We start from the raw sequence: 26767 nt of genomic DNA, 5'->3' as shown, positions 1-26767 counted from the left end.
TCAGGCCCTGATCAGGCGCAGCCGGATGCGCCGGCTGAGGTTGTCGATCACCGCGACGGTGAGCAGGATCAGCAGGACGATGAAGGCGGCCTCGTCCCAGTTGTTGAGCCGGATGCGATCGCCGAGCGCAAGCCCGATGCCGCCCGCCCCCACCACGCCCAGGATGGTGGCGCTACGGGTGTTGCTCTCGAAGGTGTAGAGGATCTGCGAGAGCATCAGCGGCGCCACCTGCGGGATCAGGCCGAAGCGGATGGCGTGCAGGCGTGACCCGCCGCTTGCGCGCACGCCCTCCACCTGCCGCCGGTCGGCTGATTCCAGCGCCTCGGAGAAGACCTTGGCCAGCAGGCCGATATCGGGCACCGCCAGGGCGAGGATGCCGGCGAAAGGACCCATGCCGACGGCGGAGACGAAGATCAGCGCCCAGACCAGGCTGTCGATGCCGCGCAGCCCGTCATAGCTGCGCCGCACCGTGAAGCGCAGCAGCGCACTGGCCACCACATTGCCCGCGCCCAGGAAGCAGAGCGGCAGCGCGATAAGGGCGGCGAGCAGCGTGCCGAAGAAGGCCATGGCCACCGTCTCGGCCAGGGCATGCAGCAATTCCATCAGCGCGCCGCCCGGTGAGGGCGGCCACATCAGCGCGACCAGCCAGCCGAGCTTGCCCAGCCCCTCCAGCAGCCGTGCGGGCGTGGCATCGACGCGCCAGAGCCCGACCAGCAGCAGCACGAGGCCGCCCGCGAAGAGGAGTGGCGTGCGGGACAGGGTCATGTCGCGGTCATGCTCTCGGCGCCGAGGATGCGATGGCGCGCCCGCGTGGTCAGCGCATCGATCAGCGTCACCGTCAGCAGGATCAGCAGCAGGATGGCCGAGATGTCCGGGTATTCGAACTGCCGCACGGCGAGATACAGTTCCTCCCCGATGCCGCCCGCGCCGACGATGCCGAGCACGCTCGCCTCCCGCACATTGATCTCGAAGCGCAACAGGCTGAAGGAGAGCACGCCCGGCAGCGATTGCGGCAGCACGCCATAGCGCATGCCCTCGGCCCAGGTGCCGCCGGCGGCGCGCACCGCCTCGACGCTGCGCAGGTCGGCATTCTCATGCACCTCGGCGAAGAGCTTGCCGAGCGCGCCGAAGGTATGCAGCGCGATCGCCAGCATGCCCGCGAAGGGGCCGAGGCCGAAGGCGTAGACGAAGATCAGCGCGAAGACGAGCGTGGGCACGGTGCGCGCGAATTCCGCCACGCGCCGCGCGACGGCCACGATCCAGGGCGGGGCCAGGGTCGCGGCTGCAGGAAAGCTCAGCAGCAGCGCCGCCGCACCGCCCAGCACCGTGCCGGCATAGGCGATCAGGATCGTGTCCAGCAGCAGCGCCAGCCAGACATCGATACCCCAGAACCACTCGGCGAGATCCGCGACGAAGCTGTCCAGGCGCAGCGTGGGCAGGGTGCGCGCGACGTAATCTGCCGCGCGCGGCAGTCCGGCCAGCAGCCGCGCGGCATCCACCTGGCCGACCCAGGCGGCGAGCCAGGTGGCGGCGAGGAAGAGCACCCCCCAGAACAGCGCCCGCTGCCGCCCGGCGCGGCGCTCGGCCCGCCAGCGGGCGGCGACGGTCTCGGCGGTCAGGCTCAAGAGCGGTTGCGCCGCTGGGCCTGGTTCTGCTCGGTCATCGCGATGACGTCGGCATAGTCCTCATGCCGCGCGGGCACGAAGCGGGCGGTGTTGGTGCTGATCTGGGCCAGCACTTCCGGCGCCTCGACATGCAGGTTCGTCATCATCTGCACGAAGGCGGCGCGCAGATCGGCCGGCACGCCGGCGCGGGTGACGGTGGGCGAGTTCGGGATCAGCGGGCTGCGCCAGATGATGCGCGTCGTGCCGGGCTGGATCATGCCCTTCTCGATCATGCGCTGGATGTTGCCCGAACGCTCATTGTTCCAGAAGGTCGCCGCGGCGTCGTAGGTGCCGTTCAGCACGGCGATGACGCTCTGCTCATGGTTGCCCGAGAAGCCGGTGCGGCCGAAATGCCGCGACGGGTCGATGCCTTCCTTGCGCATGAAGTAGCTCGGCGCGGCGAAGCCGGAGGCCGAGTTGGGATCGGCGAAGGCGAAGGAACGCCCGCGCAGGTCGGCCAGCGACTGGAAGGGGCTGTCGGCCTTCACGAAGACGACCGAGTAGTAGCCCTCGGCGCCATCGTTGCTCTGATGGCGCAGCAGCGGCACCACGCCCTCGCCCATCGCGCGCCGCGCCAGCGCATAGGCGGCCGGGCCGAGATGCGCGAATTCGAGCTGCTCGGCGCGCAGCGCCTCGACCACCGCGGCGTAGTCCGTGCCGCGGAAGATGCGCATCGGCACGCCGAGCTTGCGCTCGGCATGGGCGGAGAGGCCCTGCAGCCGCGCGATCGCGTCGCGCTCATTCTCCGCGCCGATGACGCCGTAGCGGAGTTCACGGAAGCGGCTGCGCCAATCGGCCTGGGCCAGGCCCATGGCCGGGGTGGCGAGCAGGCCGACGCTGGCGAGCAGCGCGGTGCGGCGCGTGATCATCCTGGGTCTCCTTTCCGCTCGATCAGCGCGCGCGCAGCAATTCGGGCACGCGCAGCAGGATCAGCTCGTTGTTGTCGGCCTGGAAGAAGTGCCGGCCGGCGCTGAAGGGCAGGTTGTTGTCGTTGCCGACGATGATGTGGTCGTCATCCACCATCGCGACGTTCTCGATGGTGAAGAAGGGGAAGGTGAAGCGCCCCGGCGGCGCGTTCGCCGGCAGGTCGCCGCGCAGGCGCGCGAGGCCCTCGGGGTCGCGGATGTTCATCAGGTCGATATGCGCGATCTTGCGCACATGCCCCTCGGCATCGGCCTGGGCGAGATCGATGAGGTAGATGCGCTTGAAGCGCGCGGGCAGCGGGAAGCAGGGGGCGGCGGCGCTGGGCGCCACGCCCTGCGCGCAGGCGAGGCCGGGGTCGCCCTCCCCATTGTCGCGCTCGATCACCAGGGCGCGCGTGGCGTCCACCATGTTGAAGTCGCCGATCGCGGTGGCACCCGGCTCGAGCCGGTAGCGAAGATGCCGGCCGGTCCAGGCCATGCGGGCGACATCGAATTCGAGCACGCGCAGGAAGGCGCCCTCGGGCTGGTTGGAGCCGGCGGCGAAGAGCGGCTGCTCCAGCATCGCCCAGGCGGTGCGGCCATCGGGGGTCAGGGCCATGCCCTCATAGCCGCCCGAACGACGCGCCCGATAGGCGACCGGCGCGGTGGGGGAGGGTGCGACCTGCAGCGCCGGGTGGTCGGGGGACATGATCGCTTCCTCGCCCAGGCGCGTCTCGACCACGCGCTGCACGCGGCCCTGCGCATCCACATGGATCAGGAAGGGGCCGAACTCCTCGCCGATCAGGAAGCTGCCATCGGGCAGGGGCTGCAGGCTCTCGGGGTCGAAATCGGCGCCGGTCAGGTAGCGCGCCTCGGTGCCCTCATGCGCGATGCGGAAGGGCACGCGGCGGGCCGGGTCGGTGAGGAAGGTGGTGGCGAGTACGCTGACCGTGCCGGTGCGGAAATCGGCGCGGATGCGGTGGAAGAAGAGCAGGCTGTCGGGCGAGTTGCGCTTGTTGCCGAAGCCGTTGTCGGTCAGCACCCAGAATTCGCCGGGCGCGCCGGCCACGGGCTTGATGCCCGAGAAGCCCTGCACCGCCTGGCCGATGAAGGGGAAGGCGATGCCCGTGGGCCGGCTGCCATGCAGCGGGCCGGTGTCGCCCATGACGCTGCCCGGGCGGTCGTTGCGCAGATTGCCGGGGCCGGCGAACTTGCCCGAGACCAGCGCATCGCGCGGCGCATCGGCCGGCGGCAGGGCGAGGGTCAGCGCGGGCAGGATGGCATGGCCGGCGAGGGTGGCCTCCAGGCGCTGGTCGGCGCGCGCGGCGGCGGAGAGCGCAAGCACGGCGCAGGCGGAAAGCAGAAAGGCGCGCATGGTCGGGGGATTCCCTGGGCTGGTCACGGCCTGCCCTTAACGCCCCGTCATTGCGCGCGCTTGACGGTGCCGTGACGGTCTTGCGTCAGCGCTGGCGCCAGCGCTGGGTCAGCCTGTCCAGCCGCCGCGCGAGCAGCAATTGCGCGAGCTTCACCGTCACCGTCGCCGCGAGCAGGGCGCAGGCCATGGCGGCGGCGGCACTCGCCTGCCCGGCCTCATCCATGTGCACCACCGCGACCGAGGCCGGCTTGGTGTCGGGCCCGTAGAGGAAGATCACGGCACTCACCGTCGTCATCGCGTTGACGAACAGATAGACCCAGACCTCCATGATCGCGGGCAGGCAGATGGGCACCGTCACGCGGCCGAAGGTGGACCAGAGGGGCACGCGCAGGCTGGCCGAGACGGCCTCGAACTCCGGGTCGAGCTGGCGGATGGCGGTGGTCGCCGTCAGGTGGCCCACCGTGTAGAAATGCACCAGCGAATTCAGCACCAGGATGCCCAGCGTGGCGTAGAGGAAGCCCAGCGGGTTCGCCGGGTGATTGAAGAACAGGATGTAGGCGAGGCCGAGCACGAGACCCGGGATCGCCAGCGGCGCCGTGGCCAGCAGCCCCACCGCGCCGCGCAGCCAGCGCGCCGTGCGGCCAAGCCGCGGGCCGCGTTCCAGCACATAGGCGATGACGAAGATCAGCACCGTGCCCAGGCAGGCGCTGAGGCCCGCCATCTGCAGCGAGGTGAGGAAGGCGCCCCAGCCCGCGCTGTCGAAGCGGGCGAAATCGTAATTGTCGAGCGTGAGGCTGAGATTATAGGGCCAGAAGCGGATCAGCGAGCCCCAGACCGCAACGCCCACGATGCCCAGCAGCGCGCCCGCGGTGAGCAGGCAGAGCGCCAGCAGCGGCAGGTCGCGCTGCCGGCGCGGGCGCGGCACATAGGGCACGGCGCGGCCGGTGAGGGTGAAGCTGCGCTTGCCCTCGGCCCAGCGCTGCAGGGCGAAGGCGCCGAGCGCGGGCAGCAGCAGCACGAGCCCCACCACGGCGCCCATGTTGAAATCCTGCAGCCCGACCACCTGCTTGTAGACATCCGTGGCGAGCACCTGGAACTGCCCGCCGATCACCTTCGGGATGCCGAAATCCGTGACCACCTGCGTGAACACGACGACAGCGGCCGATACCAGGCCGAAGCGCGCGCCGGGCAGCGTGACGGTGGCGAAGATGCGCGCCCGGCCGGCCTTCAGCGCCTCCGCGGCCTCGTAGAGCCGTGCATCGGCGGTGGCCAGCGCCACGCTCAGGATGATCGCCGCCGAGGGGAAGGTGTAGAAGACCTGTGCCACGATGATGCCCGGGGCGCCGTAGATGTTCTCGCCCGGCAGCAGCCAGCGCAGCATCCCCTGGTTGCCGAACAGGTAGATCAGCGCCAGCGCCGGCAGCAGCGAGGGGGCCAGGATCGGCAGCAGCATCACCGCGCGGAAGAAGGCCTTGCCGGGGATGCAGGCGCGCGTCAGGGCATAGGCGTAGGCGAAGGCCAGCGGCACCACCAGCGCCGTCGTGACGCCCGCCGTCCAGACACTGTTCCAGGCCGAGTGCAGCAGCGCCGGCGTGGTCACATAGGCGGCGAAATTGGCCAGGCCGACGAAGTCGCCCCGCGCATCCTCGAAGGCGCGCAGCAGGAGCACGCCCATGGGCAGCGCCAGCGCCACGCCCAGGAAGACCAAAGCAAGGCCGAGCCCTGCCTGCATCAGCCGCTGGTCGAGCGAGACGTGCAGCCGCACCGGCTGGCCGAGCGGCGCGCCGCGGCGCGGGCCCGGTGCTTCCAGCCGCTCGCCCAGCACCGCGTCAGACATCGGCCCTGAAGACCATCAGCCGGTCCGCCGGCACCGCCACCGGCAGCCGCGTGCCGGGCAGCGCGCCCAGCGCCGCCACCCGGTCGGGCGCGGCCTCGGCTTCCAGCCGCAGCCGCGGCGCCTCGAGCGCGATGCGGCAGGTGGCGCCGAGGAATTCCAGATGCACCACCTCCATCTCCAGCGCGCCCGGCAGGCCGGCCGCGGCGGGACCCAGGCGCACATCCTCCGGCCGGACGAAGACGCGCAACTCCGTGCCATAGAGCTGCCCGCGCGCGGCCTCGGCCGGCAGCAGGTGGCCGCCGGCGCGGATGGTGCCGGGGCTTGCTTCCACCACCGCGTCGAAGGCGCTGGAGCGGCCGACGAAGCCGGCGACGAAGGCGCTGGCGGGGCGGCGATACACCTCCTCTGGCGTGCCGACCTGCTCGACCCGGCCGCGGCTCATCACCACCAGGCGATCGGAGACGCCCATCGCCTCCTCCTGGTCATGCGTCACCATGATGGTGGTGACGCCCAGGCGGCGCTGCAGGGCGCGGATCTCCTGGCGCAGATGCAGCCGCACGATGGCATCCAGCGCCGAGAGCGGCTCATCGAGCAGCAGGAGGCCGGGCTCGGGCGCCAGGGCGCGGGCCAGCGCCACGCGCTGCTGCTGCCCGCCGGAGAGCTGGGCGGGGTATTTGTGCGCATGCTCGGCAAGGCCCACCAGCCGCACCAGCTCATCCACCCGCGCGCGGCGCCGGGGCGCCGGCCAGGCCGGGCCGCGCAGCCCGTAGCCGACATTCTCGGTGACGTTGAGGTTCGGGAAGAGCGCGTAGGACTGGAAGACGATGCCGAAATCGCGCGCCGCCGGCGGCAGGCCGGTGATCTCGCGCCCGGCCTGGGTGATCAGGCCGGTGGTCGCGGGGTCGAGCCCCGCGATGGCGCGCAGCAGCGTGGTCTTGCCGCAGCCCGAAGGGCCGACGAAGGAGACGAACTCCCCTTCCTGGATGCTCAGCGAGACATCCTTCAGCGCCGTGAAGGTGCCGAAGACCTTGCCGAGCGCGACGATGTCGAGAAAGGCGCCGGGCCTGCCGGGCATGCGCGCGCCGCCCTCGGCCAGGGAGTCGAGGGCGGTGGACATGCCTGGCCTTAGCGCGGCGCCGACTTGCCGTCGAAGCGCGCGGCCCATTCGCGCAGGATGCGCTCCCGCTGGCCGGCGATCTCGGCGAAATCGGCGTTGACCAGGCGCTGGGCGAATTCGGCCGGGTAGCCGCGCACCGAGGGCTCCACGCCCGGCAGGGCGAGCATGGCGTAGTAGCGGCCATACAGCTCGGCGGCGGCGCGCGAGACGGTGAAGTCGGCGAGGCGCTTCGCGGCCTCGAGGTTGCGGGTGCCGCGCAGGATGGCCGTGGCCTCGAGGTCGAAGCCCACGCCGTCGGTGGGGATGATGATGTCGATCGGCGCGCCCTGGTTCTTCAGGGTCACCGAGCGCATGTCGAAGGACAGGCCCACGGCGAACTCGCCGCGCGCGGCGTTGTTGCAGGGCGCGCTGCCGGAATGGGTGTATTGCTGGATGTTCTCATGCAGGCGGGACATGAAGGTCCAGGCATTGGCCTCGCCCTGCGCGCCGATCCAGCCGGCGATGGTGAGGAAGCCGGTGCCGGAGGAATTCGGGTTCGGCATCACGATCTGGCCGCGGAAGCGCGGGTCCAGCAGGTCCGCCCAGGTCGAGGGCCTCGGCAGGTTGCGTTGCTGCGCGACCACCGTGTTGAAGCAGACGGCGGAGACGAAGGCGTCCATGCCGGTCCAGGTCATCGGGCTGCGGGCGCTGCGCATGTTGGGGCGCAGCGCCTCCGCCCCGCGCGGCGTGTAGGGCTCGAGCATGTCGAGCGCCTCCATCTGCAGCAGCGAGAAGACCGAGAGGCCCCAGACGACATCGGCGCGGGGGTTGGCGCGCTCGGCGATCAGCCGGGCGGTGATGACGCCGGTGGAATCGCGCACCCAGGCGATCTCGACATCGCGCAGCGCCGCCTCGGCGGCCTGCTTGAAGGGGGCGAGCTGCTCATTCTCCAGCGCCGTGTAGACGGTGAGCCGGGTGCGCGGCTGCGCCTCGGCCGGCAGGGCGCCGAGCAGGAGGGGCAAAGAGAGGCAGAGCGCCGCCAGGCCGCGTCGTTCCATCGGGGGGAAGCCTTTCGCCGGTTGGTCCTGCGCCGCGGGAACACGGCGCCGGGGCGGAGCAATGCCCGATCTCGGCGACGGTGGTGTGACGATTGCGTTTCGGTTTGGCGTCAAGGTGGTGGATGGAAGGCCGGGGCTGTCCAAAAAATAAAAAAATGTGATGTAAAGGCGAATTCCGCTTGCCTGCGTATCGAAATCACGCGAATGTGAGCGCAGCGGGATCCCCCCGGTCGCCCCCGCGGCCGCCCGCAGGAGACGCCTCAAGAATGTCTGCCCAACCGATCGTCAGTTTCCTGGACGGCGCCGCGCTGAGCGCCCCCATCGGCGGCGAACGCAGCCTGACCCTGCGCTTCGACAACATCCCCGATGCCGGTCCTGGAGGCTCGGTCGGCTATTCGCCCTATGTGAACCTGATCCTGCCGACCAATGGCGCGGATGGCGCAGGCGCGGGCAATGCGGTGCCGAATGATGGCGTGGCCTTCCTGGGTGCGACCTATCTCGGCGTGGCGCTGCAGCACTGGGTGCTGGAATTCCCGGCCTCGGGCCAGGTGACGCATCCCTTCACCACCGATGCCCTCGGCAATCCGGTGGTCGTCACCGGCACGCCGGGCGAGACGCTGGTGGTGCTGCGCCTGCCCTTCGGCAGCTTCACCGAGGGCCAGACGGCGGCGGATGTGCAAGTGCGGCTCGAGGTCTCGGACCTCGCCGATCTCGGCACGCCGCTGACGCTCCAGGCCAGTGGCGGCTTCGCCTATGGGCGCGACCCGCTGCTCAACCCCGTCGCCGACGCCCCGGTCTTCGGCCCTTCCACCACGCTGACGCTCACGCCCACCGTCATCGAACTGGACAAGGTCTATGTCGGCCCGGAGCAGGAGACGGCGACCGGCCCCTCCTATCCGCGCGAATGGCTGGTCAAGGCGCTGATCGCCGATGGCCAGACCGTGACGGGCCTCAAGCTGACCGACGTGATGCCGGACGGCACCTTCATCAAATCCGTCGCCATCGTGAACGGCACCGGTACCACCAGCTTCGACAACGCGACCGGCCTGGTCGAGGCGAACTTCACCGGCAGCTATACGGGCGGGGTGGGCGGCGCGCCGACGCTCAAGATCGAGTTCTATGTCCCGGAATTCCTGCGCGACGGCGTGACCCCGGTGCTCGACCCGGTGACCGGCGCCTTCCGCGTGCTCGAGAACGAAGCGCGCCTCGACGCCACCTGGACCCCCCTGGACGGGCGCGACCCGGTCGAGGTCTTCGCCATCGACCCCGCCGGGCCGGAGGACATCATCACCGCGAAATCCATCGCGGTGCAGAAATCGGTCTCGCCGGTCACGACGCTGAAGGCCGGCGAGAACCTGCAATGGACGCTGGACGGGCAGGTCTCCAACTACTTCAACATGGACGACCTGGAGCTGATCGACACGCTCGGCGACGGGCAGGTCTTCGACAGCACGGTGCCTGTCACCATCACGATGCGAGAGGGCGGTGCCACGCTGTTCAGCGGCACCATCGACCCCGCCAACATCAGCGTCACGCGCGATCCGCTGACCGGCATCTCCACCATCCGCTTCGACATCTCGAAGGAGATGCGCGACCGCGGCATCGATGACGTGCTGAACGGCCGCCCCGGCGGGGTGGAGAACCAGGCGACGGTGCTGGTGAGGTTCCAGTCCACCATCGAGGAGCGCTACCTCGCCACCAATCCGGCGCCGTCGAACGAACCGCTGGTGGACCAGGGCGACCCGCTGGTCAACGACGTCGGCTTCGGCGGTGTGGTGGACGAGCACGACAACGCGAAATCCGATGACAGCGCCGCGGGCGTGACCCTGCCGGTCAGCACGGTGGGCAAGAGCATCTACGCGATCAACGGCAGCACCGTGCTGCCGCCGGGCATGGTGCAGGTCGCGGCCGGGGATTCCATCACCTTCCGCCTCACCCTCGACATGCCGCTGACCGGCGCGCATGACGTGGCACTCAGCGACTTCCTGCCGCTGCCGGTGCTCAAGGCCATCGCGGGCATGAGCTTCACCGATACGGTGAGCGCCGCCGCGCCGGGCGCGAACCAGGCGAAGTGGGGCCCCGGGGCGACCTTCGACAGCTCGGGCGACCCCACAACCACGCCGGCGATCTCCTTCGATCCGGTCAGCAACGCCCTGAAATTCGACTTCGGCGATGCGGTGGCGCCGGGCAACCCTTCCTCGCGCATCGACCTGCTCTTCACCGTGGTGGTGCAGGATGAGGAATTCGGCGATGGCCTGCTGCTGACCAACCAGGTCACCAGCACCGAAACGAACAGCTTCGGCGACATCTCCGAGGACAATGCCATCGTGCAGTTCGTGCTCGGCGAGCCCGAGCTGAACATCACCAAGGGCGTGATCGCCGACAGCAACCCGAACGCGAACCCGACGACGGCTGTCGGCCCGGCCGGCATCACCTTCACGGCGCCGGGGAGTGCGGGCAACCGCTTCACCGGCACGATCAGCTCCAACGCGCTCGACACCCGCCTGATCGATGCCGACCTGACCGGCGCCGATGCCGGGGACCGCGTCTCCTTCGCCATTGTCGTGGAGAACACGGGCAGCTCGCTGCGGGGCGCTTTCGACGTGCTGATCCGCGACACGCTGCCCCCCGGCTTCGAGATCCCGGCAGGCGGGCTCAACCTGCGCGTCACCGATGGTGCGGGCCATGCGCTGCCCTTCACCATCGAGGGCAGCTCGATCTTCGACCCGGCCGGCGGCATCCGGCTGGGCGATGCGACCAACAGCGGCGCCATCGGCGCCTACAGCGCCACCAGCGGCGACAACATCGTCGTCATCACCTATGACCTCGAGCTGATCGACACCGTCGCCGCCTTCGGCGCCGATCTGGTCAATACGGCGACCATCGAGCATTTCGCCGCGATGGAAGGCGGGATCGACCGCACCACCTACACCCCGGCCGGCGATCTCTCCGACACCGCCTTCGTCCGCACCCAGGCGCCCACGCCCGCCAAGGTCGTGACCGCCACGAGCGAGGCGCATACCGGCACGCTGGCGGGCAATGACGGCCTGACCGACCTCACCATCGGCGAGACGGTGACCTACACCATCACCGTGACCGTGCCGGAAGGCGCGATGACGGACTTCCGCGTGGAGGACTGGCTGCCGACCTCGAACGCCGCCGGTGGTGGCGTGATGACCATGCTGGCGGCGCGCTTCGTCGGCGTGACCGGCCTGGGCGGCGGCAGCGTCTTCGACACGACGCCGGTGATCACGCTGATCGACAGCGACGGGCTCAACGGCAATGACCGCGCCCGCTTCGACTTCGGCACGGTGCTGAACACGGCCAACACCACCGCCACCCAGCCCGCGACCGTGACGCTCGAGATCGATGCGCGGGTCAACAACAACGCGGCGAATGTCGCGGGTGACAGGCTCACCAACACCGTGGTCGTCAGCGCCGCCGATCCCGATGCGCCGGGCGGGCGGGTGGAGAGCCGCGCCAGCGTGGACATCGAGGTGGTGGAACCCAACCTCGACATCATCAAGACGGCCGCGCGCATCGCCCCCACCGCCGGCAGCGCGCCGGTGAGCGCCGATGCGGGCGATACGGTGCGCTACACCATCACGGTCGAGAACAAGGGCGTGCCCGGCGCCGGGGCGGATGCGAACTTCTCCGCCCGTGCCTGGGATGTCAGCATCAAGGACCTGCTGGCCGATGTGCTGCTGGATGCGACCGTCACCGGCAATGTGACGATCAGCGGCGTCAGCGCCGGGCGCATCACCGACGTGACGCCGGGCAGCCTCAAGGATGTCGACTTCCTGATCGACTACCTCGATCCGGGCGAGAAGATCACCATCACCCTCGATGTCGTGATCGACGCCGACGCCGATGCGGGTGAGCGGCTGGACAACCGGGCGACGGTCGAGGGCAGCACGCTGGATGGCCCTGGCGCCACGCCGACCGACCCGTGGGATCGCGTCAAGAGCGATGCCGATGATGAGCGCGTGACCATCGCCTCGCCCAGCGTCAGCAAGGTCATCGTCGCAACCTCCGACCCCAACACCCGCGGGCCGAGCAGCGAAGGCACGGGGCCCGCCAATCGCCACGGCGGCAATGTGGATCTGCGCATCGGCGAGGAAGTCACCTACGAGATCCGCGTCCGCCTGCCGGAGGGCGACAGCCCGAACCTGCGTATCACCGACCTGCTCGAGGATCTGAACTCGGCGGGCAATGGCTCGCTCACCTTCATCCCGGGCTCGGTCGAGATCGTCTCGATCGGCAGCAACCTGAAGACCTTCACCGGGGCCGCGCTGCCCACGCCCACGCCGGTCGTGGACAATGCCGGCGGCCTCGCCAACAACGACCGCGTGGTGCTGAACTTCGGCGATGTCCGCAACAGCACGAACAACAGCGAAATCGCCTATGATCCGGCGAACAACGAGGAGTTCATCGTCATCCGCCTGAAGGCGGTGGTGAACGACCTCGCGCAGAACAACGACGCCGACGTGCTGGACAATACCGGCCGCTACGACACCGGCACCACCGGCACGCCCGCCACCACTGGCACGAACACCGTGCGCGTGGATGTGGTGGAACCCGACCTGACCATCGACAAATCCTCGAGCATCGTCGGCGGTGCGGCGCTGGATGCCGGTGCGCTGGTGAACTACTCGATCAGGATCCAGCACAGCGGCAATTCGGACGCGCCGGCCTATGACCTCGCGCTGACCGATCTCATCCCCACGGGGATGGAACTGGTCGCCGGCACGCTGCTCGCGAGTGCCGGCACCATCAGCCACATCGGCAACGCCATCGCCTGGCGCGCGGACCAGTATCTGCTGGGTGCGCCGGCGGTGACCATCACCTACCAGGCGCGCCTGCTCGACAGCGTGACGCCGGCGCAGCTGCTCTCGAACACCGCGCGGCTGGTCTATGACAGCAACCCGGCCGATCCGGTGGATCCGCTCAACCCCACCGCGGAAGAGGACCTCGCCAGCCGCAGCTACGCCGCGCAGGACACCGAGACGCGCACGGTCGCGCTGGCGCCGACCATCGACAAATCGGTGATCGCGACGGGTGACAGCAATACGGCCAGCGGCTTCGTCAATGCCGGAAATCCCGATGCGGCGCCCGGCGAGACGGTGACCTATCGCCTGACGGTGACGGTGGGCGAGGGCACGCAGCGCCTCATCGTCTCCGACAGCCTGCCGAGCGGCCTGATCCTCCAGAGCGCGACTGTCGAGAGCATCGGGGCCACCATCACCGGTTCTTCGCTCGCGGTCGGCGCGGCGGCGACCTCGGTTTCGGGCGGCGCCTACAGCTTCGATTTCGGCACCATCGTGAATGCCGGCGACAATGACCGCGACGCCGGGGATACGGTGACCATCCTCGTCACCGGCCGCGTCGCCACCACCGCGACGGCGGGGACGACGCTGACGAACACGGCGCAGGCCGAGACCTTCGCCCCCGGCGGCGGCAAGCCGGGCCTGGTCACGGTGACCGACGACGCGAAGATCGATGTGGTGCGGCCCGACCTCGTCATCGTGAAGGATGCGGCGCCGGGCGCGGCCGGGGATGCGGGCAACCTCGTGACCTATACCGTCACGCTCAGCCATGCGGCGGGCAGCACCGCGCCCGCCTATCTGGTGAACCTCTCCGACATCCTGCCCGCGGGCGTGACGCTGGTGGCCGGCTCGGCCCAGGCCTCGGCCGGCACGATCACCGAGAGCGGCGGGACCATCGGCTTCACGCTGAACCAGTTCCTGTTGGGCGCGCCGCCGGTGACGATCACCTATCAGGCGCGCCTCGCGGGCAACATCGTCGATGGCCAGTCCATCACCAACACGGCGCAGGTCACCTACAGCTCCGCCCCTGTGCTGGGTGTTTCCACGACCGAGAGCGATCCCGCCACGGTCACCACCGACATCGTCAACAGCGTGGTGAAGACGCTGGAGGGCACCAGCTTCCTCGGCACCATCGGCAGCGCGGTCGGCATTGGCGAGGAAGTCACCTTCCTGGTCACCGCGACCCTGGGCGAAGGCGCGCAGCGCATCGTGCTGCGCGACGTGCTGCCCACGGGTCTCGACTTCGTGGACAGCGAACTGGTCTCGCTTGGCGGCATCACCGGCTCGGCGCTCGCGATCGGCGCGGATGGTGTCTATGACGCCGGCACGCGCACGCTCTCCTTCAATCTGGGCGACATCACCAACCCCTTCGACAACATCAGCAACGCCGCCGACCAGGTGGTGTTCCGCGTGGTCGCGAAGGTGGCCGACATCGCCGGCAACACGGCCGGCAAGGTGCTGACCAATGTGGGCGCGGTGGATTCGGCCGCGCCGGTGAATGTCTACGGCGTGACACCCGGCTCCTCCGCCACGACGGTGACCGAGAATGAGGCGGTGACGGTGGTGCGCGCCTCGCTCGGCGGCATCGCCTTCCGCGACGTTGATGGCGATGGCGTGCGCGAGGCCGGTGACACGGTGCTCGCCGGCATCCCGGTGACGCTGCTCAACGCCGATGGCACGCCCACGGGCTTCACCGCGGTCACTGGCCCGGATGGCAGCTACCTGTTCGACGACCTCATCCCCGGCAGCTATCGCGTCCGCTTCGACGAGGTCGGCGGCAATGAGCGCACCCTCGCCAATGTCGGCCTCGACACCACCGACAGTGACGCCGACCAGGGCAGCGGCATCACCGGCGTCTACACGCTCGCCAGCGGCGACAATGTGCGCAACGTCGATGCCGGCTTCTACCAGCTCGCGCGCCTGGGCGACCGGGTGTGGGAGGACATGAACGGCGACGGCCTGCAGAATGACGGCGCCACGGGGATCGCCGGCATCACCGTTCGCCTGCTCGACGCTCTCGGCAATGAGGTGACGCGCACGGTCACGGGGGCGGATGGCTTCTACGAATTCACCGGGCTGGTGCCGGGCGACTATTCCATCAGCGTGCCGCCCGGCGGCTACATCGCGACGAAGCGCAATGTCGGCGCGAACGCCAATGAGGCGACGGACAGCGACGTCAATGTGAACGGCCGCAGCGACACCTTCAACCTCGAGAGCGGCGAGAGTGAGAGCCGGGTGGATGCCGGCTTCTATCGCGGGGCCAGGCTGGGCGGCACGCTCTTCGAGGATGTGAATGGCGATGGGCTGCAGGGCGGCCCCGGCGAGGGCGGCGTCTCCGGCCGGCTGGTCGAGTTGCTGGACAGCGCGGGCAACCCGACCGGGCGCACCGCCATCACCGACGCCGAGGGCAACTACCTGTTCGATACGCTCGCGCCGGGCACCTATTCGGTGCGCTTCGTGCCCGATGCGGCCACGCCCTTCACCAAGGCGAATATCGGCCCGAGCAACGAGCAGGACAGCGACGCCAACCCCGGCACCGGCCGCACGGAGCAGGTGACGCTGACGAGCGGTGGCGATGACCGCAGCCTGGATGCGGGCATCTACCGCCCCGCCGCGATCGGCGATCGCGTCTGGGAAGATGTGAACGGCAATGGCCGGCAGGATGAGGGCGAGGGCAACCTTGCCGGCGCCACGGTCCGCCTGCTCAATGCCGATGGCACGGCGGTTTCGGGTGTTGGTCCCGTCGTCACGGGTGCCGATGGCGCCTATGCCTTCACCGGCCTCGCCCCCGGCGACTACCGGGTGGAGGTCACGCGCCCCGGCTTCACGCCGACGCGGCGCGATGCGGCGGCCGATGGCGTGGACAGCGACATCGGCACGGATGGTCGCACCGATGTGGTGAACCTCATCTCGGGCGAGACCGACAACACGGTTGATGCGGGCCTTTATCGTCCGGCCGCGCTGGGCAACCGGGTCTGGCTCGATGCCGACAATGACGGGTTCCAGGATCCGGGCGAGGAGGGCCTTGCCGGCATCACGGTGAACCTGCTGCGGGCGGATGGCACGCCGACGGGGCTTTCCACCGTGACGGGGCCGAACGGTCTCTACGGCTTCAGCAATCTCGCGCCTGGCGACTATCGGGTGGAGTTCATTCCCCCCGCCAACCGCGCCTTCGGCAAGCAGGACCAGGCGGCGGACGACGCCGACAGCGACGTGAACGCGCAGGGCCGCACAGGTGTCGTCACCCTCGTCTCCGGCGAGACGGATGAGACGGTGGATGCGGCGATCGTCGAACTCGGCGACCTTACCGGCCGCGTCTGGGTCGATCGCGACGGCGATGGCCGCGAGGAGGCCGGCGAAGCCTCCCGCGCCGGCATCGAGGTGCGCCTGCTCAACGCCGATGGCAGCTTCACCGGCCGGACCGCCAGCACCGGTCCGGATGGCGTCTACCTGTTCGAGGACATCGTCGCCGGCGACTACCGCGTCGAGTTCGTGATCCCGCCGGGGCTGAAGCTGACCCTGCCCAACGTCCCCGGCGATGAGACCATCGACAGCGATCCGACCGGCAGCGCGGGCATCACCGGGCTCGTCTCGGTCTTCCCGGCGGAGACGACGCGCGACGTGGATGCGGGCGTCTATGTGCCGGCCTCGCTGGGCGACCGCGTGTGGCATGACCTCGATGCCGATGGCATCCAGGATGGCGATGAGCCGGGCCTTGCCGATGTCACGGTGCAGCTGCTGGCGGCCGATGGCGTCACGGTGCTGGCGACGGACACCACCGATGCCAGCGGCCTCTACGGCTTCGGCGATCTCGCACCCGGCTCCTATGGGGTGCGCGTGCTGCGCCCCACGGGCTTCGAATTGTCCCAGCGCGACCGCACGGCGGATGAGGCGCGCGACAGCGATGCGAACAGCGCCGGCGTGATCGCGCCGACCATGCTCTTCTCGGGCGATGCGCGCACGGATCTGGACGCCGGCCTGTTCCGGCGTGTGCAGATCGGCGATCGGGTCTGGCTGGATACGGATCGCGACGGCGTGCAGGACTCGACCGAGACGGGCGCACGCGGCGTCACGGTGCGTCTGCTGGATGCGGATGGCGAGGAGATCGCCACGACCGTCACCGATCTCGGCGGCGCCTACATGTTCCGCGACCTGCTGCCGGGCAGCTATGCGGTGCAGTTCGTCGCCCCGATTGGCACGGTCTTCACCCAGCACAACCGCGGCACCGATGATGCCGCCGACAGCGACGCCAACATGACCACGGGCCGCACCCCGCAGGTCACGCTGACCTCGGGCCAGATCGACAGCACGCTCGATGCCGGCCTGATCATCGGCGCCTCGATCGGCGATCGTGTCTGGGCCGATCGGGACCGCGATGGCCAGCAGGATGAGGAGGAGCCGGGCATCGCCGGCGCCACGGTGCGCCTGCTGAACCGCGAGGGCACCACGGTTGTGGCAACCACCACGACCGATGCCTCGGGCTTCTACAGCTTCGGCGACCTTCGCCCGGCCGGCTATGTGGTGGAGTTCGTCACGCCCGCCGGTCACACGCCCACCGTCGCGAATATCGGCGCCGATGCGACCGACAGCGATGCGGCGGCGGGTGGCCGGACCACCGTGATCTCGCTCAGCGCAGGCCAGCATGTGCGTACCGTCGATGCCGGCTTCGTGCCGGATGTGGTGGGCACCTGCGACCTGCCGACGACGCTGCTGACCCCGGCCAATGACGGCTACAGCGGCACCGCGGCAGGCGACCATGTCGATGGCCTGGCGGGCCACGACAACATCCACGGGCTTGGCGGCGATGACTGCCTGATCGGCAATGACGGCGACGACGCCATCAACGGCCATGACGGCAACGACAAGATCCAGGGTGGCCGCGGCAACGACAACCTGCATGGCAATGACGGGCGCGACCACATCTTCGGCGGCGACGGCGATGACGTGATCGAGGGCGGCAACGACAATGACTGGCTCGAAGGCGGGGCCGGCAACGACAACATGCAGGGCGAGGCCGGCGACGATGTGGTGCTCGGCGGGGCGGGCGACGACATCGTCGTCGGCAACCAGGGCAATGACACGGTCTTCGGCGGGTCGGGCAACGACACGGTGTCCGGGCATGAGGGCAATGACGTCATCGGCGGCGGGACCGACAATGGCCGTGTCAGCCTGCTCGGCGGCGAGATCAGCGGTCTCGTGCTCGGCGACACCGTGTTCGGTGACGGCGACGCCGACCGCTTCATCTATCAGCGCGGCGACGGCGTGGACTGGCTGCCGGACTTCAACCCGCTGACCGGCGACACGCTGACCATCTACGGCCATGCCGGCTTCGCGGCGCTCGAGACCCTGAACGGCCAGACGGTGCTCTATCTGGGCGTGAACAGCGCCATCGTGCTGAACCAGCCCTATCCGGCGACAAGCCTGGCGGGGCCCTTCCCGGGCATCACCTTCGTGCCCGGCACGCTGGCCGCACCCGAGATCCCCGCCGAGCGCGGCGCGATCATGGGCGGTGTCGGCGCGGACAGCCTCGTCGGCGGTGCGGGCAACGACCTGATCGAGGGGATGCAGGGCAACGACACGCTGGTCGGCAATGCCGGCGCCGACACGCTCCGCGGCGATGCGGGCAATGACTGGCTCTTCGGCGGTCTGGGCGCGGATGTGCTCGATGGCGGCGCGGGCATCGACGCGGTCAGCTACAACAACGCCACGGGCGCGGTTGTCGTCTCCCTGGCGGGCGGGCCGGCTACGGGCGCCTTCGCCGCCGGCGATGTGATCATCGATGTCGAGAACCTTGTGGGCTCGAACTTCGACGATCGCCTCACCGGCGATGGCGCCGCGAACCGCATCGTCGGCGGCACCGGCGCGGATACGATCCTGGGCGGGGCGGGGGACGACCAGCTGCTTGGCGGCGCGGGCCAGGATTCGCTCACCGGTGGCCTGGGGGCGGATCGCTTCATCTGGGGCGCGCTGTCCGAGAGCGCCGTGGCCGCGCCGGATGCGATCGCCGATTTCGCCTGGGCGCAGGGTGACCGGATCGACCTGTCGGGGATCGATGCGAACCTCGCCCTGGCCGGTGACCAGGCCTTCCTATTCGTCGGCGGCGCAGCCTTCGCCGGGGGCGGGCAGGGCTCGATCCGCACCACGCACAACGCGGGCGATACGATGATCGAGATCGACCAGGGCAATGGCGGCGCGGCCGAGGCGGTGATCCGCCTCGTCGGGCTGCACAGCCTCGTGGCCGGCGACTTCGTTCTTTGAAGACTAGGGCCGCCTGCCGCGGGGGCGGTGGGCGGTCCTATCCCGCGGGTGGCCTGCGCTGAGCAATCAGACGCGGGTCACCCGCGGCCTCCCGCGCCGCACCACCTTGGCGCCGCCGCCGCCACGGACCACGTTGCCCTCGGCTTCCATCTCCCGCGCCGTGCTGGCATCGGCCTCGGCCGCTTCCTGCGGGGTCTCCAGCGGCGGTGGCGGTGCGCCGGCGATCAGGGGCGCGAGCGTGCCATAGGTTTCGAAGAATCCCGCGCCGGGGCGACGCACCAGATGCGGCGTGCCGTCGACGAGAAAGATCCGGCGTTGCATGGTCAGGCGGGCCACCTGGTCGGGGGTGGCGGCGATGAAGGTGCAGCCCGCGGCGCGCGCGGCGCGGACCTGGTCGTTCGTGAGTTCCATGCGCGCGGTGTAGCACGGGCCGCGCGCGCGGGGAGGGGTGGGGGCCGCGCTTCAGGTGATGCCCACGGCCATGCCATCGCGCTGTGGATCCGCGCCGCCTTCCAGCGCGCCCCCCCAGGCGGAAATGCCGTGCGGGGCCGCGAAGGGGTAGGAGTGGAAGGCGCGGCGCACCGTCTCGCCCTGCGCGACCAGTTCCCGCTCCACCGCGCGGGGGATGCGGTTGGAGATGTCGATGGCCGGCCCCGTTGCCGCGAAGCGCGGCGCCTGCACGGCTTCCTGCATCCCCATGCCGAAATCCAGCATGTTCACCAGCGTCTGCAGCAGGGCGATGCCGATCCACGCCCCGCCCGGCGCGCCGAGCGTGGCCACGGGCCTGCCTTCCTGGAAGACGATGGTCGGCGCCATGGAAGAGAAGCGCTTCTTACCCGGCGCGATGGAGCCCGCCCGGCCCGGGCGCGGATCATACCAGTTCATCGCGCCGTTCAGCATGAAGCCGGTGCCGGGCACGATCACGCCCGAGGGCACGCCCAGCGTATGCGTCAGGCTCGCCACCATGCCCTCGGCGTCGATGCAGGAGATGGTGGTGGTGTCCTTCGCCGTCGCGGTCAGGGCGGGCATGGGCAGCGCGGTGCCGGCGCGGATGCGCGCCGCACATTCGGCGACATAGGCATCGCCCAGCAGCCAGTCGAGCGGCGGCGGCTGCAGCGCGGGGTCGCCGATATGCGCCTCGCGATCCGCCAGCGCGATCCGCATGGCGGCGGCGAGGGTGCGGATATAGGCCGCGCTGTTGTGCCCCATGCCCACCAGGTCGAACTGCGCCAGGATTCGCAGCATCTGCGCGATGACGATGCCGCCCGAGGGCGGGGCGGGCAGCGAGACGGTGTAGCCGCGATAGGGGATCAGCAGCGGCGCGCTTTCGCTCACCCGGAACCCGGCGAGGTCCGCCGCCGAAAGCAGCCCGCCCTGCGCCTGCATCTCGGCCACGATCCGCGCCGCCAGCGCGCCGGTGTAGAAGCTCTCCACCCCATCCCGTGCCAGGTCGCGCAGCGTCGTCGCCAGGGCCGGGTTGCGCACCGCCTCGCCGGGGCGCCTGGGGGTGCCGTCGGGGCGGAGGTAGAGCGCGGCACCCTCCGCCGTGAAGGCCAGCTTCTGCGTGAAGTCGAGGCGCCCATAGGCCGCTTCGTTCGCCGTCATCATGGTGTGGACATGCGGGCGGATGATCCAGCCGCTCTCCGCGAAGTCGATCGCGGGCGCGAAGAGGCTCTGCCAGGGCAGGCGCCCCCAGCGGGCATGGGCCGTGGCGAAGAGCCGCAGGATGCCCGGCGTGGTCACGGCGCTGTGGCCGATCTCATTGGCCCGGTTGGCGAGGATGTAGCCGTAGCCATCCGCGGCCTCGCGCTGGAAGGCGGCCTCCCACATCCTGGGCGTGCAGGCGGCGGGGCAGGTGGAGAGGCCATCCAGCACCGTGGTCTGGCCGCTGCGCGGGTCGTGCAGCTGCAGCACGCCGAGCCCGCCGATGCCGCACATCAGCGGGTCCACCACCCCCTGCGTGAGGGCGCAGGCGAGCAGCGCATCCAGCGCGCTGCCACCGGCCGCCAGCACCGCGCCGCCGGCCTCGGCGGCCTCCGGCTGGGGGGCGACGATCATGGCGCGGGGGCTGGGCAGGCGTCGGGGCGGGCGTGTCATGGCGGCGGTCTCCTCGGCCCGAGGCTATACCCGCCGCGCCCGAGCCGGCGAGCCGGGCGGTGGACGCGCCGGCCCGAAAGCGCCAGATTTGACAGATTCATGGCGGGGCGTCACAGCCCGCCACAAGAACGGAGAGGGAGAACATCGCCATGGTGCGTAAACTGGTGCCCGCGATCGGCTTCGCCGCCGCGCTGATGGCCGCCATGCCCTGGACGCAGCAGGCCGAGGCGCAGGCTGCCTGCAGCTTCCGCGGTTCGCTCGATGACAGCTATTGCGACGAGAATCGGGACATGGTGGCCGATGCGCCGCGCGATGCGGCGCGGCTGCGCGACCCCTCGACGCTCGTCTTCGCGTATACGCCGGTCGAGGACCCCGCCCTCTACGCCACGCAGTTCCGCCCGCTGCTGGACCATCTGACGCAATGCACCGGCAAGCGCGTGGTGTATTTCCAGGTGACCTCGAATGCCGCGCAGGTCGAGGCGATGCGCTCGGGCCGGCTGCATATCGGCGGCTTCTCCACCGGCCCCACCGCCTTCGCGGTCAATCTCGCCGGCGCGGTGCCCTTCGCCGTGAAGGGCGGGCCCGAGGCCTATGAGAGCTATCGCGTGGTCACCATCGTGCGCGCCGACAGCCCCTTCCAGACGCTGGCCGACCTGAAGGGCAAGCGCGTGGCGCATACCTCCGCCACCTCGAACTCGGGCAACCTGGCCCCGCGCGCCTTCTTCCCCGGCCAGGGGCTGACGCCGGATACCGATTACCGCGTGGTCTATTCCGGCGGGCATGACCGCAGCGTGATGGGCGTGAATTCCGGCGACTACGACGCCGCGCCCGTGGCCTCGGACGTGTTCAACCGCATGATCGCGCGCGGCCAGGTGCGGCGGGAGAATTTCCGCGTCATCTGGCAGTCGGATCCCTTCCCGACCTCGAGCTTCGCGCTCGCGCATGATCTGCGCCCCGAACTCGCCCAGCGCATCCGCCAGTGCTTCTACGATTTCCGCTTCCCCGAGGCGATGCGCCGCGACCTGGGCGGCAATGACCGCTTCTGGCCCGCGACCTACGCGCAGGATTGGGCGCCGGTGCGTGCCGTGGCCGATGCCGTGAACGCGCCCTACAACCGCGCCGCCTTCGACGCCGAGAGCCGCCGCGAGCTGGAGGCCGAGCAGCGCCGCAACCAGCAGCGCCAGCAGCAGCAGCAGCAGCAGCAGCAGGCCCCGGCCACGCCGCCGCGCACGCAGTGAGGGATGGTGCGTTGAACGGCCGCGGCCTCTCGATCCGCGGCCTGACCAAGGAATACGTGCCGGGCAAGCCCGTGCTGCGCGGCATCGACCTCGACCTGGCGCCGGAGGGGATGACGGCCGTCATCGGCCCCTCCGGCACCGGCAAATCCACGCTGATCCGCTGCATCAACCGCCTGGTGGAGCCAACGAAGGGCGAGATCACGCTCGATGGCCACCGCCTCACCGGCATCCGCGGCCAGGCGCTGCGCCTCGCGCGCCGGCGCATCGGCATGGTCTTCCAGGAATACAACCTGGTCGAGCGGCTGAGCGTGATGGAGAACGTGCTCTCCGGCCGGCTCGGCTATGTGCCGCTCTGGCGCGCCTGGCTGCGGAAATACCCGGCCGAGGACATCGCCCGCGCCTTCGAACTGCTCGACGCGGTCGGCCTGCCCGACCATGCGACGCGCCGCGCCGATGCCCTCTCCGGCGGGCAGCGCCAGCGCGTGGGCATCGCGCGCGCGCTGATGCAGCGCCCCGCCCTGCTGCTGGCCGATGAGCCCACCAGCTCGCTCGACCCCAAGACGGCGGTGGAGGTGATGGAACTCCTCGCCCGCCTCACCGGCGCGGCCGGCGTGCCGGTGGTGGTCAACATCCACAATGTCGAGCTCGCGAAGCGCTTCGCCACGCGCATCATCGGCATGGAGAGCGGTTCGGTGGTCTTCGACGGCCCGCCCGAGGCGCTGCAGCCGCACCATCTGCGCCAGATCTATGGCGGGGAGGATTGGCTGTGAGACAGAAGCCCGGATTGACGGGGCTGCGGCCAGCGAAGCTGGCCGAGCGGCCGAATGGCCGCCGCGCCCCGTGGCGCGCAAGCCAAGCGCCGGATGGCGCGCCGGCGTTTGAGGCCCAAGACAACATGCCAAAGGGTCACGGCAAGTGACCCTTGGCATGAGCGGGGCGCAGGAGGCCGCGCGCCGCGCCTTCGCGCCGAACTGGCAGGCTCGCGCCGCGCTGGGGGCGGTCGCCCTCTACACGGCCTACGCGGCCGCGCAGCTCGACCTCGGCTGGGCGCGGCTCTCGGTCGGCATCGGGGAGGGGGCGCGCTTCATCGCGCGGCTCTTCCCGCCGAACTTCACGCGCTGGGAATTGCTGCTGGAAGGCATGCTCGAGAGCCTGCAGATCGCGGTGCTGTCCACCGTGCTCGGCATCCTGCTCTCCCTGCCGCTCGGCCTGCTCGCGGCGCGCAACCTGGCGCCGGCGATCATCAGCGCGCCGGTGCGTGGCTTCATCGCGGTCTGCCGCAGCCTGCACTACGTGATCGTCGCGATCCTCTTCGTGAAGGCGATCGGCTTCGGCGCGCTGGCCGGGGTGGCGGCGTTGACCATCGCCTCCATGGGCTTCGTCGCGAAGCTCTTCGCCGAGGCCATCGAGGAGATCTCGATGAAGCAGGTGGAGGCGATCCGCGCGACGGGGGCGGGGCCGGGGGCGGTGCTGCTCTATGGCGTGCTGCCGCAGGTGGCCTCGCGCTTCGTGGGTTTCTCGCTCTACCAGCTCGATTCCAACCTGCGGAATTCGACGCTGGTGGGCATCGTGGGCGCGGGCGGCATCGGCGGCACGCTCTTCGCCGCCTTCAAGCGCTTCGACTATGATTTCGTCTGCGCCATCCTGCTGACCATCATCGCACTGATCTTCGTGGCGGAGCTGGTCTCGGGCCGGATCCGGGCGGCTCTGCGATGAGTGGGGCGATGAGCACGGCCTTGGCACGGGAATGGCAGCGCCACACGCCGGGCGAGGCGATCGGGCGCTGGCTGGTCTGGCTCGCCGTGGTCGCGGCCACGATCTGGGCCGTGCGCAGCATCGACATCATCCCCGAATTCCTGGCCGATGCGCCGGAGCAGATGGCGGACCTGCTGATCCGCATGTGGCCGCCCGATGCCGGCCACTACTACCCTTCGGTGCATGCAGCGCTGATCGAGACGCTGCACATCGCAACGCTGGGCACCATCCTCTCTCTGGTGCTGGCGGTGCCGGTGGCGCTGCTCGCCGCGCGCAACATCTGCCGCAACCGCGCGGTGAATGCGGCGGCGCAACTTGTGCTGGTGGCCTCGCGCTCGGTCAATTCGCTGGTCTGGGCGCTGATGTTCGTGGCGATCTTCGGCCCCGGCCCCGCGGCGGGCACCTTTGCCATCGCCTTCCGCAGCATCGGCTTCGTCGGCAAGCTGCTGGCCGAGGCGCTGGAGGAGACCAGTGCCGGGCCGGTCGAGGCGCTGACCGCCGCCGGCGCCCCCTGGCCGCAGAAGATGCTCAAGGCGGTCTGGCCGCAGGTGCAGCCCGCCTTCTGGGGGATTGCGCTGTTCCGCTGGGACATCAATGTGCGGGAGAGTGCGGTGCTGGGGCTGGTCGGCGCCGGGGGCATTGGCGTGGTGCTGGATGATGCGATCAACTTCTTCCAATGGGACCGGGTGGCGACCGTGCTGCTCGCCATCCTTGCCGTCGTGGTGGTGGCCGAGATCGTCGTCACGCGGATCCGCACGCGGCTGATATGACCGACCATTACGACCTTCTCGTCATCGGCGGCGGGATCAATGGCGTGGGCATCGCCCGCGACGCGCAGGGCAGGGGGCTCGCCACCTGCCTGGTCGAGCGCGGGGATCTGGCCGGCGCGACCTCCTCCAACTCCTCCAAGCTCATCCATGGCGGGCTGCGCTACCTGGAGCAGTATGAGTTCCGCCTGGTGCGGGAGGCGCTGGCCGAGCGCGAGGTCATGCTGCGCATCGCGCCCCACATCGTCTGGCCGATGCGCTTCGTGCTGCCGCACCGGCCCGAGATGCGCCCGCGCTGGATGATCCGCGCCGGGCTGTTCCTTTATGACCACCTCGCGCGCCGCGTCAGCCTGCCGGGGGCGGAGGGCATCGATTTCCGCAGCCATGCCTATGGTGCGCCGCTCAGCCCGGCCATTACCGCCGGCTTCGCCTATTCCGATTGCTGGGTCGAGGATTCGCGCCTCGTGGTGCTCAACGCCAAGGATGCGTTGCGGCGGGGCGCCAGCATCCGCACCCGCACCGCCTTCATCGGCGCCGAGCGCGACGCGGAAGGCTGGACCTGCCGGCTGCGCGACGCGCAGGGCCAGGAGAGCACGCTGCGCGCCCGCGCCCTGGCCAATGCCGCCGGTCCCTGGGTGCTCGGCGCGCAGGATGCCGCCCATGCGCGCCCCGCCGGCAGTGTGCGGCTGATCCGCGGCAGCCATATCGTGCTGCCCGCGCTCTATGCCGGGGAGCAGGCCTATATCCTGCAGAATGACGACCGGCGCGTGGTCTTCGTCATTCCCTATCAGGGCCGCTTCTCGCTGGTCGGCACCACCGACGTGCCGCATGAGGGCGATGCCGGCACCGCGCACTGCACGGCCGAGGAGGCCGCCTATCTGTGCGACGCCGTCTCGAAGCAGTTCCGCACCCCGATCACGCCCGCGGACATCGTCTGGTCCTATTCCGGCGTGCGCCCGCTCTATGACGATGGCGCCGACAACCCCTCGGCGGTCACGCGCGACTATGTGCTGAAGCTCGATACCGAGGCCGCGCCGGTGCTCTCGGTCTATGGCGGCAAGATCACCACCTACCGCAAGCTGGCGGAGGAGGCGGTGGGCAAGCTCGGCGCCGCGCTGGGCCGGGCGGGCCGAAGCTGGACCGACAGCCCGCCGCTCCCCGGCGGCGAATTCGCGGGCCGCAGCCTTGCCGCCGTCGAGGCCGGCTTCGCCACCCGCTACCCGTGGCTGCCCGCCTCCCTGCGCGCGCGCCTGCTGCGCGCCTATGGCGCCGAGACGGCGGAGTTGCTCGGCGATGCGCAGGGCCTCGCGGATCTCGGCCGCGATTTCGGCGCCGGGCTGACGGCGCGCGAGATCGATTGGCTGCGGCGCGAGGAATGGGCCGAGACGGCCGAGGATGTCCTCTGGCGCCGCTCGCGGCTTGGCCTGCACATGAGCATGGCCGAGCGGGCGGCGGTGGCCGATGCGATGGGCGCGTGAAAAACTGGCGCTCCCCGCGCGCTGCGCGTTAGCCTTCCCGCCGCATCGAGGGGAAGGGTGGATGATGGGCACACGCTTTCTGGCAGCGGCATTGCTGGTCGGGTCGGTGGCCTGGCTGGCACCTTCCGCCGCGCGGGCCGACGCGATCGACGGGCATTGGTGCACCGAAGGCGGGCTGCGCCTGACCATCCAGGGCCCGCGCCTGGTCTCGCCCGGCGGACGCAACCTGACCGGCGACTACGACCGCCACGGCTTCGCCTATGACGCGCCGGCGGGCGAGCCCGGCGCGGGCGGGCGCGTCAGCCTGCGCCTGCAGGGCGACACGCTGGTGCGCGCCCAGGCCAGCGCCGGCACCATCGAGCCCGTCTGGCGGCGCTGCGGCCCCCCGGTGAGCTGACCGGTTGCGCGCATCGATC

The 26767-nt window shown here is 70.2% G+C and carries 16 protein-coding genes; 7 read left to right on the top strand and 9 right to left on the bottom strand.

Features of this window, described 5'->3' with window-relative positions; all coding sequences use genetic code 11:
• The 7 genes from phnE (AC2D9U_RS02900) to AC2D9U_RS02870 all read right to left on the bottom strand — a co-directional run bounded on the left by phnE (AC2D9U_RS02900) (position 1) and on the right by AC2D9U_RS02870 (position 7932).
• The gene (gene phnE / locus AC2D9U_RS02900; protein WP_484746307.1) at positions 1 to 765 is read right to left on the bottom strand and encodes a phosphonate ABC transporter, permease protein PhnE; all 765 of its coding nucleotides are present in this window, start codon (positions 763 to 765) and stop codon (positions 1 to 3) included.
• On the bottom strand, positions 762 to 1625 hold the full coding sequence (gene phnE / locus AC2D9U_RS02895; protein WP_484746305.1) for a phosphonate ABC transporter, permease protein PhnE: 864 nt from the start codon (positions 1623 to 1625) through the stop codon (positions 762 to 764). The genes phnE (AC2D9U_RS02900) and phnE (AC2D9U_RS02895) overlap by 4 nt, the downstream gene beginning before the upstream one ends.
• Positions 1622 to 2533, bottom strand: coding sequence for a phosphate/phosphite/phosphonate ABC transporter substrate-binding protein (phnD, locus tag AC2D9U_RS02890; RefSeq protein WP_484746303.1), 912 nt, complete (start codon positions 2531 to 2533; stop codon positions 1622 to 1624). Before phnD (AC2D9U_RS02890) ends, phnE (AC2D9U_RS02895) begins: the two co-directional genes overlap by 4 nt.
• Positions 2534 to 2555: 22 nt before the next feature.
• Entirely contained in the window at positions 2556 to 3941 is a 1386-nt protein-coding gene (locus AC2D9U_RS02885; RefSeq protein ID WP_484746302.1) for an esterase-like activity of phytase family protein, read from the bottom strand.
• A gap of 85 nt (positions 3942 to 4026) precedes the next feature.
• Complete coding sequence (locus AC2D9U_RS02880) at positions 4027 to 5778, bottom strand: putative 2-aminoethylphosphonate ABC transporter permease subunit (RefSeq protein WP_484746300.1); 1752 nt, start codon at positions 5776 to 5778, stop codon at positions 4027 to 4029.
• On the bottom strand, positions 5771 to 6895 hold the full coding sequence (locus AC2D9U_RS02875) for an ABC transporter ATP-binding protein (RefSeq protein ID WP_484746298.1): 1125 nt from the start codon (positions 6893 to 6895) through the stop codon (positions 5771 to 5773). The genes AC2D9U_RS02880 and AC2D9U_RS02875 overlap by 8 nt, the downstream gene beginning before the upstream one ends.
• 8 nt (positions 6896 to 6903) lie before the next feature.
• Positions 6904 to 7932: a putative 2-aminoethylphosphonate ABC transporter substrate-binding protein gene (locus AC2D9U_RS02870; RefSeq protein WP_484746296.1), complete on the bottom strand. Its 1029-nt coding sequence runs from the start codon at positions 7930 to 7932 to the stop codon at positions 6904 to 6906.
• Between the two features lie 266 nt (positions 7933 to 8198).
• Here AC2D9U_RS02870 and AC2D9U_RS02865 point away from each other — a divergent pair, with 266 nt between their 5' ends.
• The gene (locus AC2D9U_RS02865; RefSeq protein WP_484746294.1) at positions 8199 to 19016 is read left to right on the top strand and encodes an SdrD B-like domain-containing protein; all 10818 of its coding nucleotides are present in this window, start codon (positions 8199 to 8201) and stop codon (positions 19014 to 19016) included.
• A 66-nt stretch (positions 19017 to 19082) separates the two neighbouring features.
• On the opposite strand, the gene AC2D9U_RS02860 is transcribed toward AC2D9U_RS02865, so the two are convergent.
• Both AC2D9U_RS02860 and AC2D9U_RS02855 read right to left on the bottom strand, forming a co-directional pair.
• The gene (locus AC2D9U_RS02860) at positions 19083 to 19427 is read right to left on the bottom strand and encodes a hypothetical protein (protein WP_484746292.1); all 345 of its coding nucleotides are present in this window, start codon (positions 19425 to 19427) and stop codon (positions 19083 to 19085) included.
• 51 nt (positions 19428 to 19478) lie between these two features.
• Positions 19479 to 21113 carry a gamma-glutamyltransferase family protein gene (locus AC2D9U_RS02855; protein ID WP_484746290.1) on the bottom strand — a complete coding sequence of 545 codons (1635 nt, stop codon included), beginning with the start codon at positions 21111 to 21113 and terminating at the stop codon, positions 19479 to 19481.
• Between the two features lie 149 nt (positions 21114 to 21262).
• On the opposite strand from AC2D9U_RS02855, the gene phnD (AC2D9U_RS02850) reads away from it, so the two are divergent.
• The 6 genes from phnD (AC2D9U_RS02850) (at position 21263) to AC2D9U_RS02825 (ending at position 26748) form a co-directional block, all read left to right on the top strand.
• Positions 21263 to 22351, top strand: a complete 1089-nt coding sequence (phnD, locus tag AC2D9U_RS02850; protein WP_484746288.1) for a phosphate/phosphite/phosphonate ABC transporter substrate-binding protein — start codon at positions 21263 to 21265, stop codon at positions 22349 to 22351.
• Between the two features lie 11 nt (positions 22352 to 22362).
• Positions 22363 to 23121: a phosphonate ABC transporter ATP-binding protein gene (gene phnC, locus AC2D9U_RS02845; RefSeq protein ID WP_484746286.1), complete on the top strand. Its 759-nt coding sequence runs from the start codon at positions 22363 to 22365 to the stop codon at positions 23119 to 23121.
• 157 nt (positions 23122 to 23278) lie between these two features.
• Positions 23279 to 24067, top strand: coding sequence for a phosphonate ABC transporter, permease protein PhnE (gene phnE, locus AC2D9U_RS02840; RefSeq protein ID WP_484746285.1), 789 nt, complete (start codon positions 23279 to 23281; stop codon positions 24065 to 24067).
• Between the two features lie 8 nt (positions 24068 to 24075).
• Positions 24076 to 24876: a phosphonate ABC transporter, permease protein PhnE gene (gene phnE / locus AC2D9U_RS02835; RefSeq protein WP_484746283.1), complete on the top strand. Its 801-nt coding sequence runs from the start codon at positions 24076 to 24078 to the stop codon at positions 24874 to 24876.
• Positions 24873 to 26351, top strand: coding sequence for a glycerol-3-phosphate dehydrogenase (gene glpD / locus AC2D9U_RS02830; protein ID WP_484746281.1), 1479 nt, complete (start codon positions 24873 to 24875; stop codon positions 26349 to 26351). Before phnE (AC2D9U_RS02835) ends, glpD begins: the two co-directional genes overlap by 4 nt.
• Positions 26352 to 26415: 64 nt before the next feature.
• The gene (locus AC2D9U_RS02825; RefSeq protein WP_484746279.1) at positions 26416 to 26748 is read left to right on the top strand and encodes a hypothetical protein; all 333 of its coding nucleotides are present in this window, start codon (positions 26416 to 26418) and stop codon (positions 26746 to 26748) included.
• The last annotated feature ends 19 nt before the right edge of the window (positions 26749 to 26767 follow it).

This window comes from Roseomonas sp. TF40 (assembly GCF_057219975.1).
Note: the sequence above shows the minus strand (reverse complement) of the source record. Positions and strands in the feature narration are given on the sequence as shown.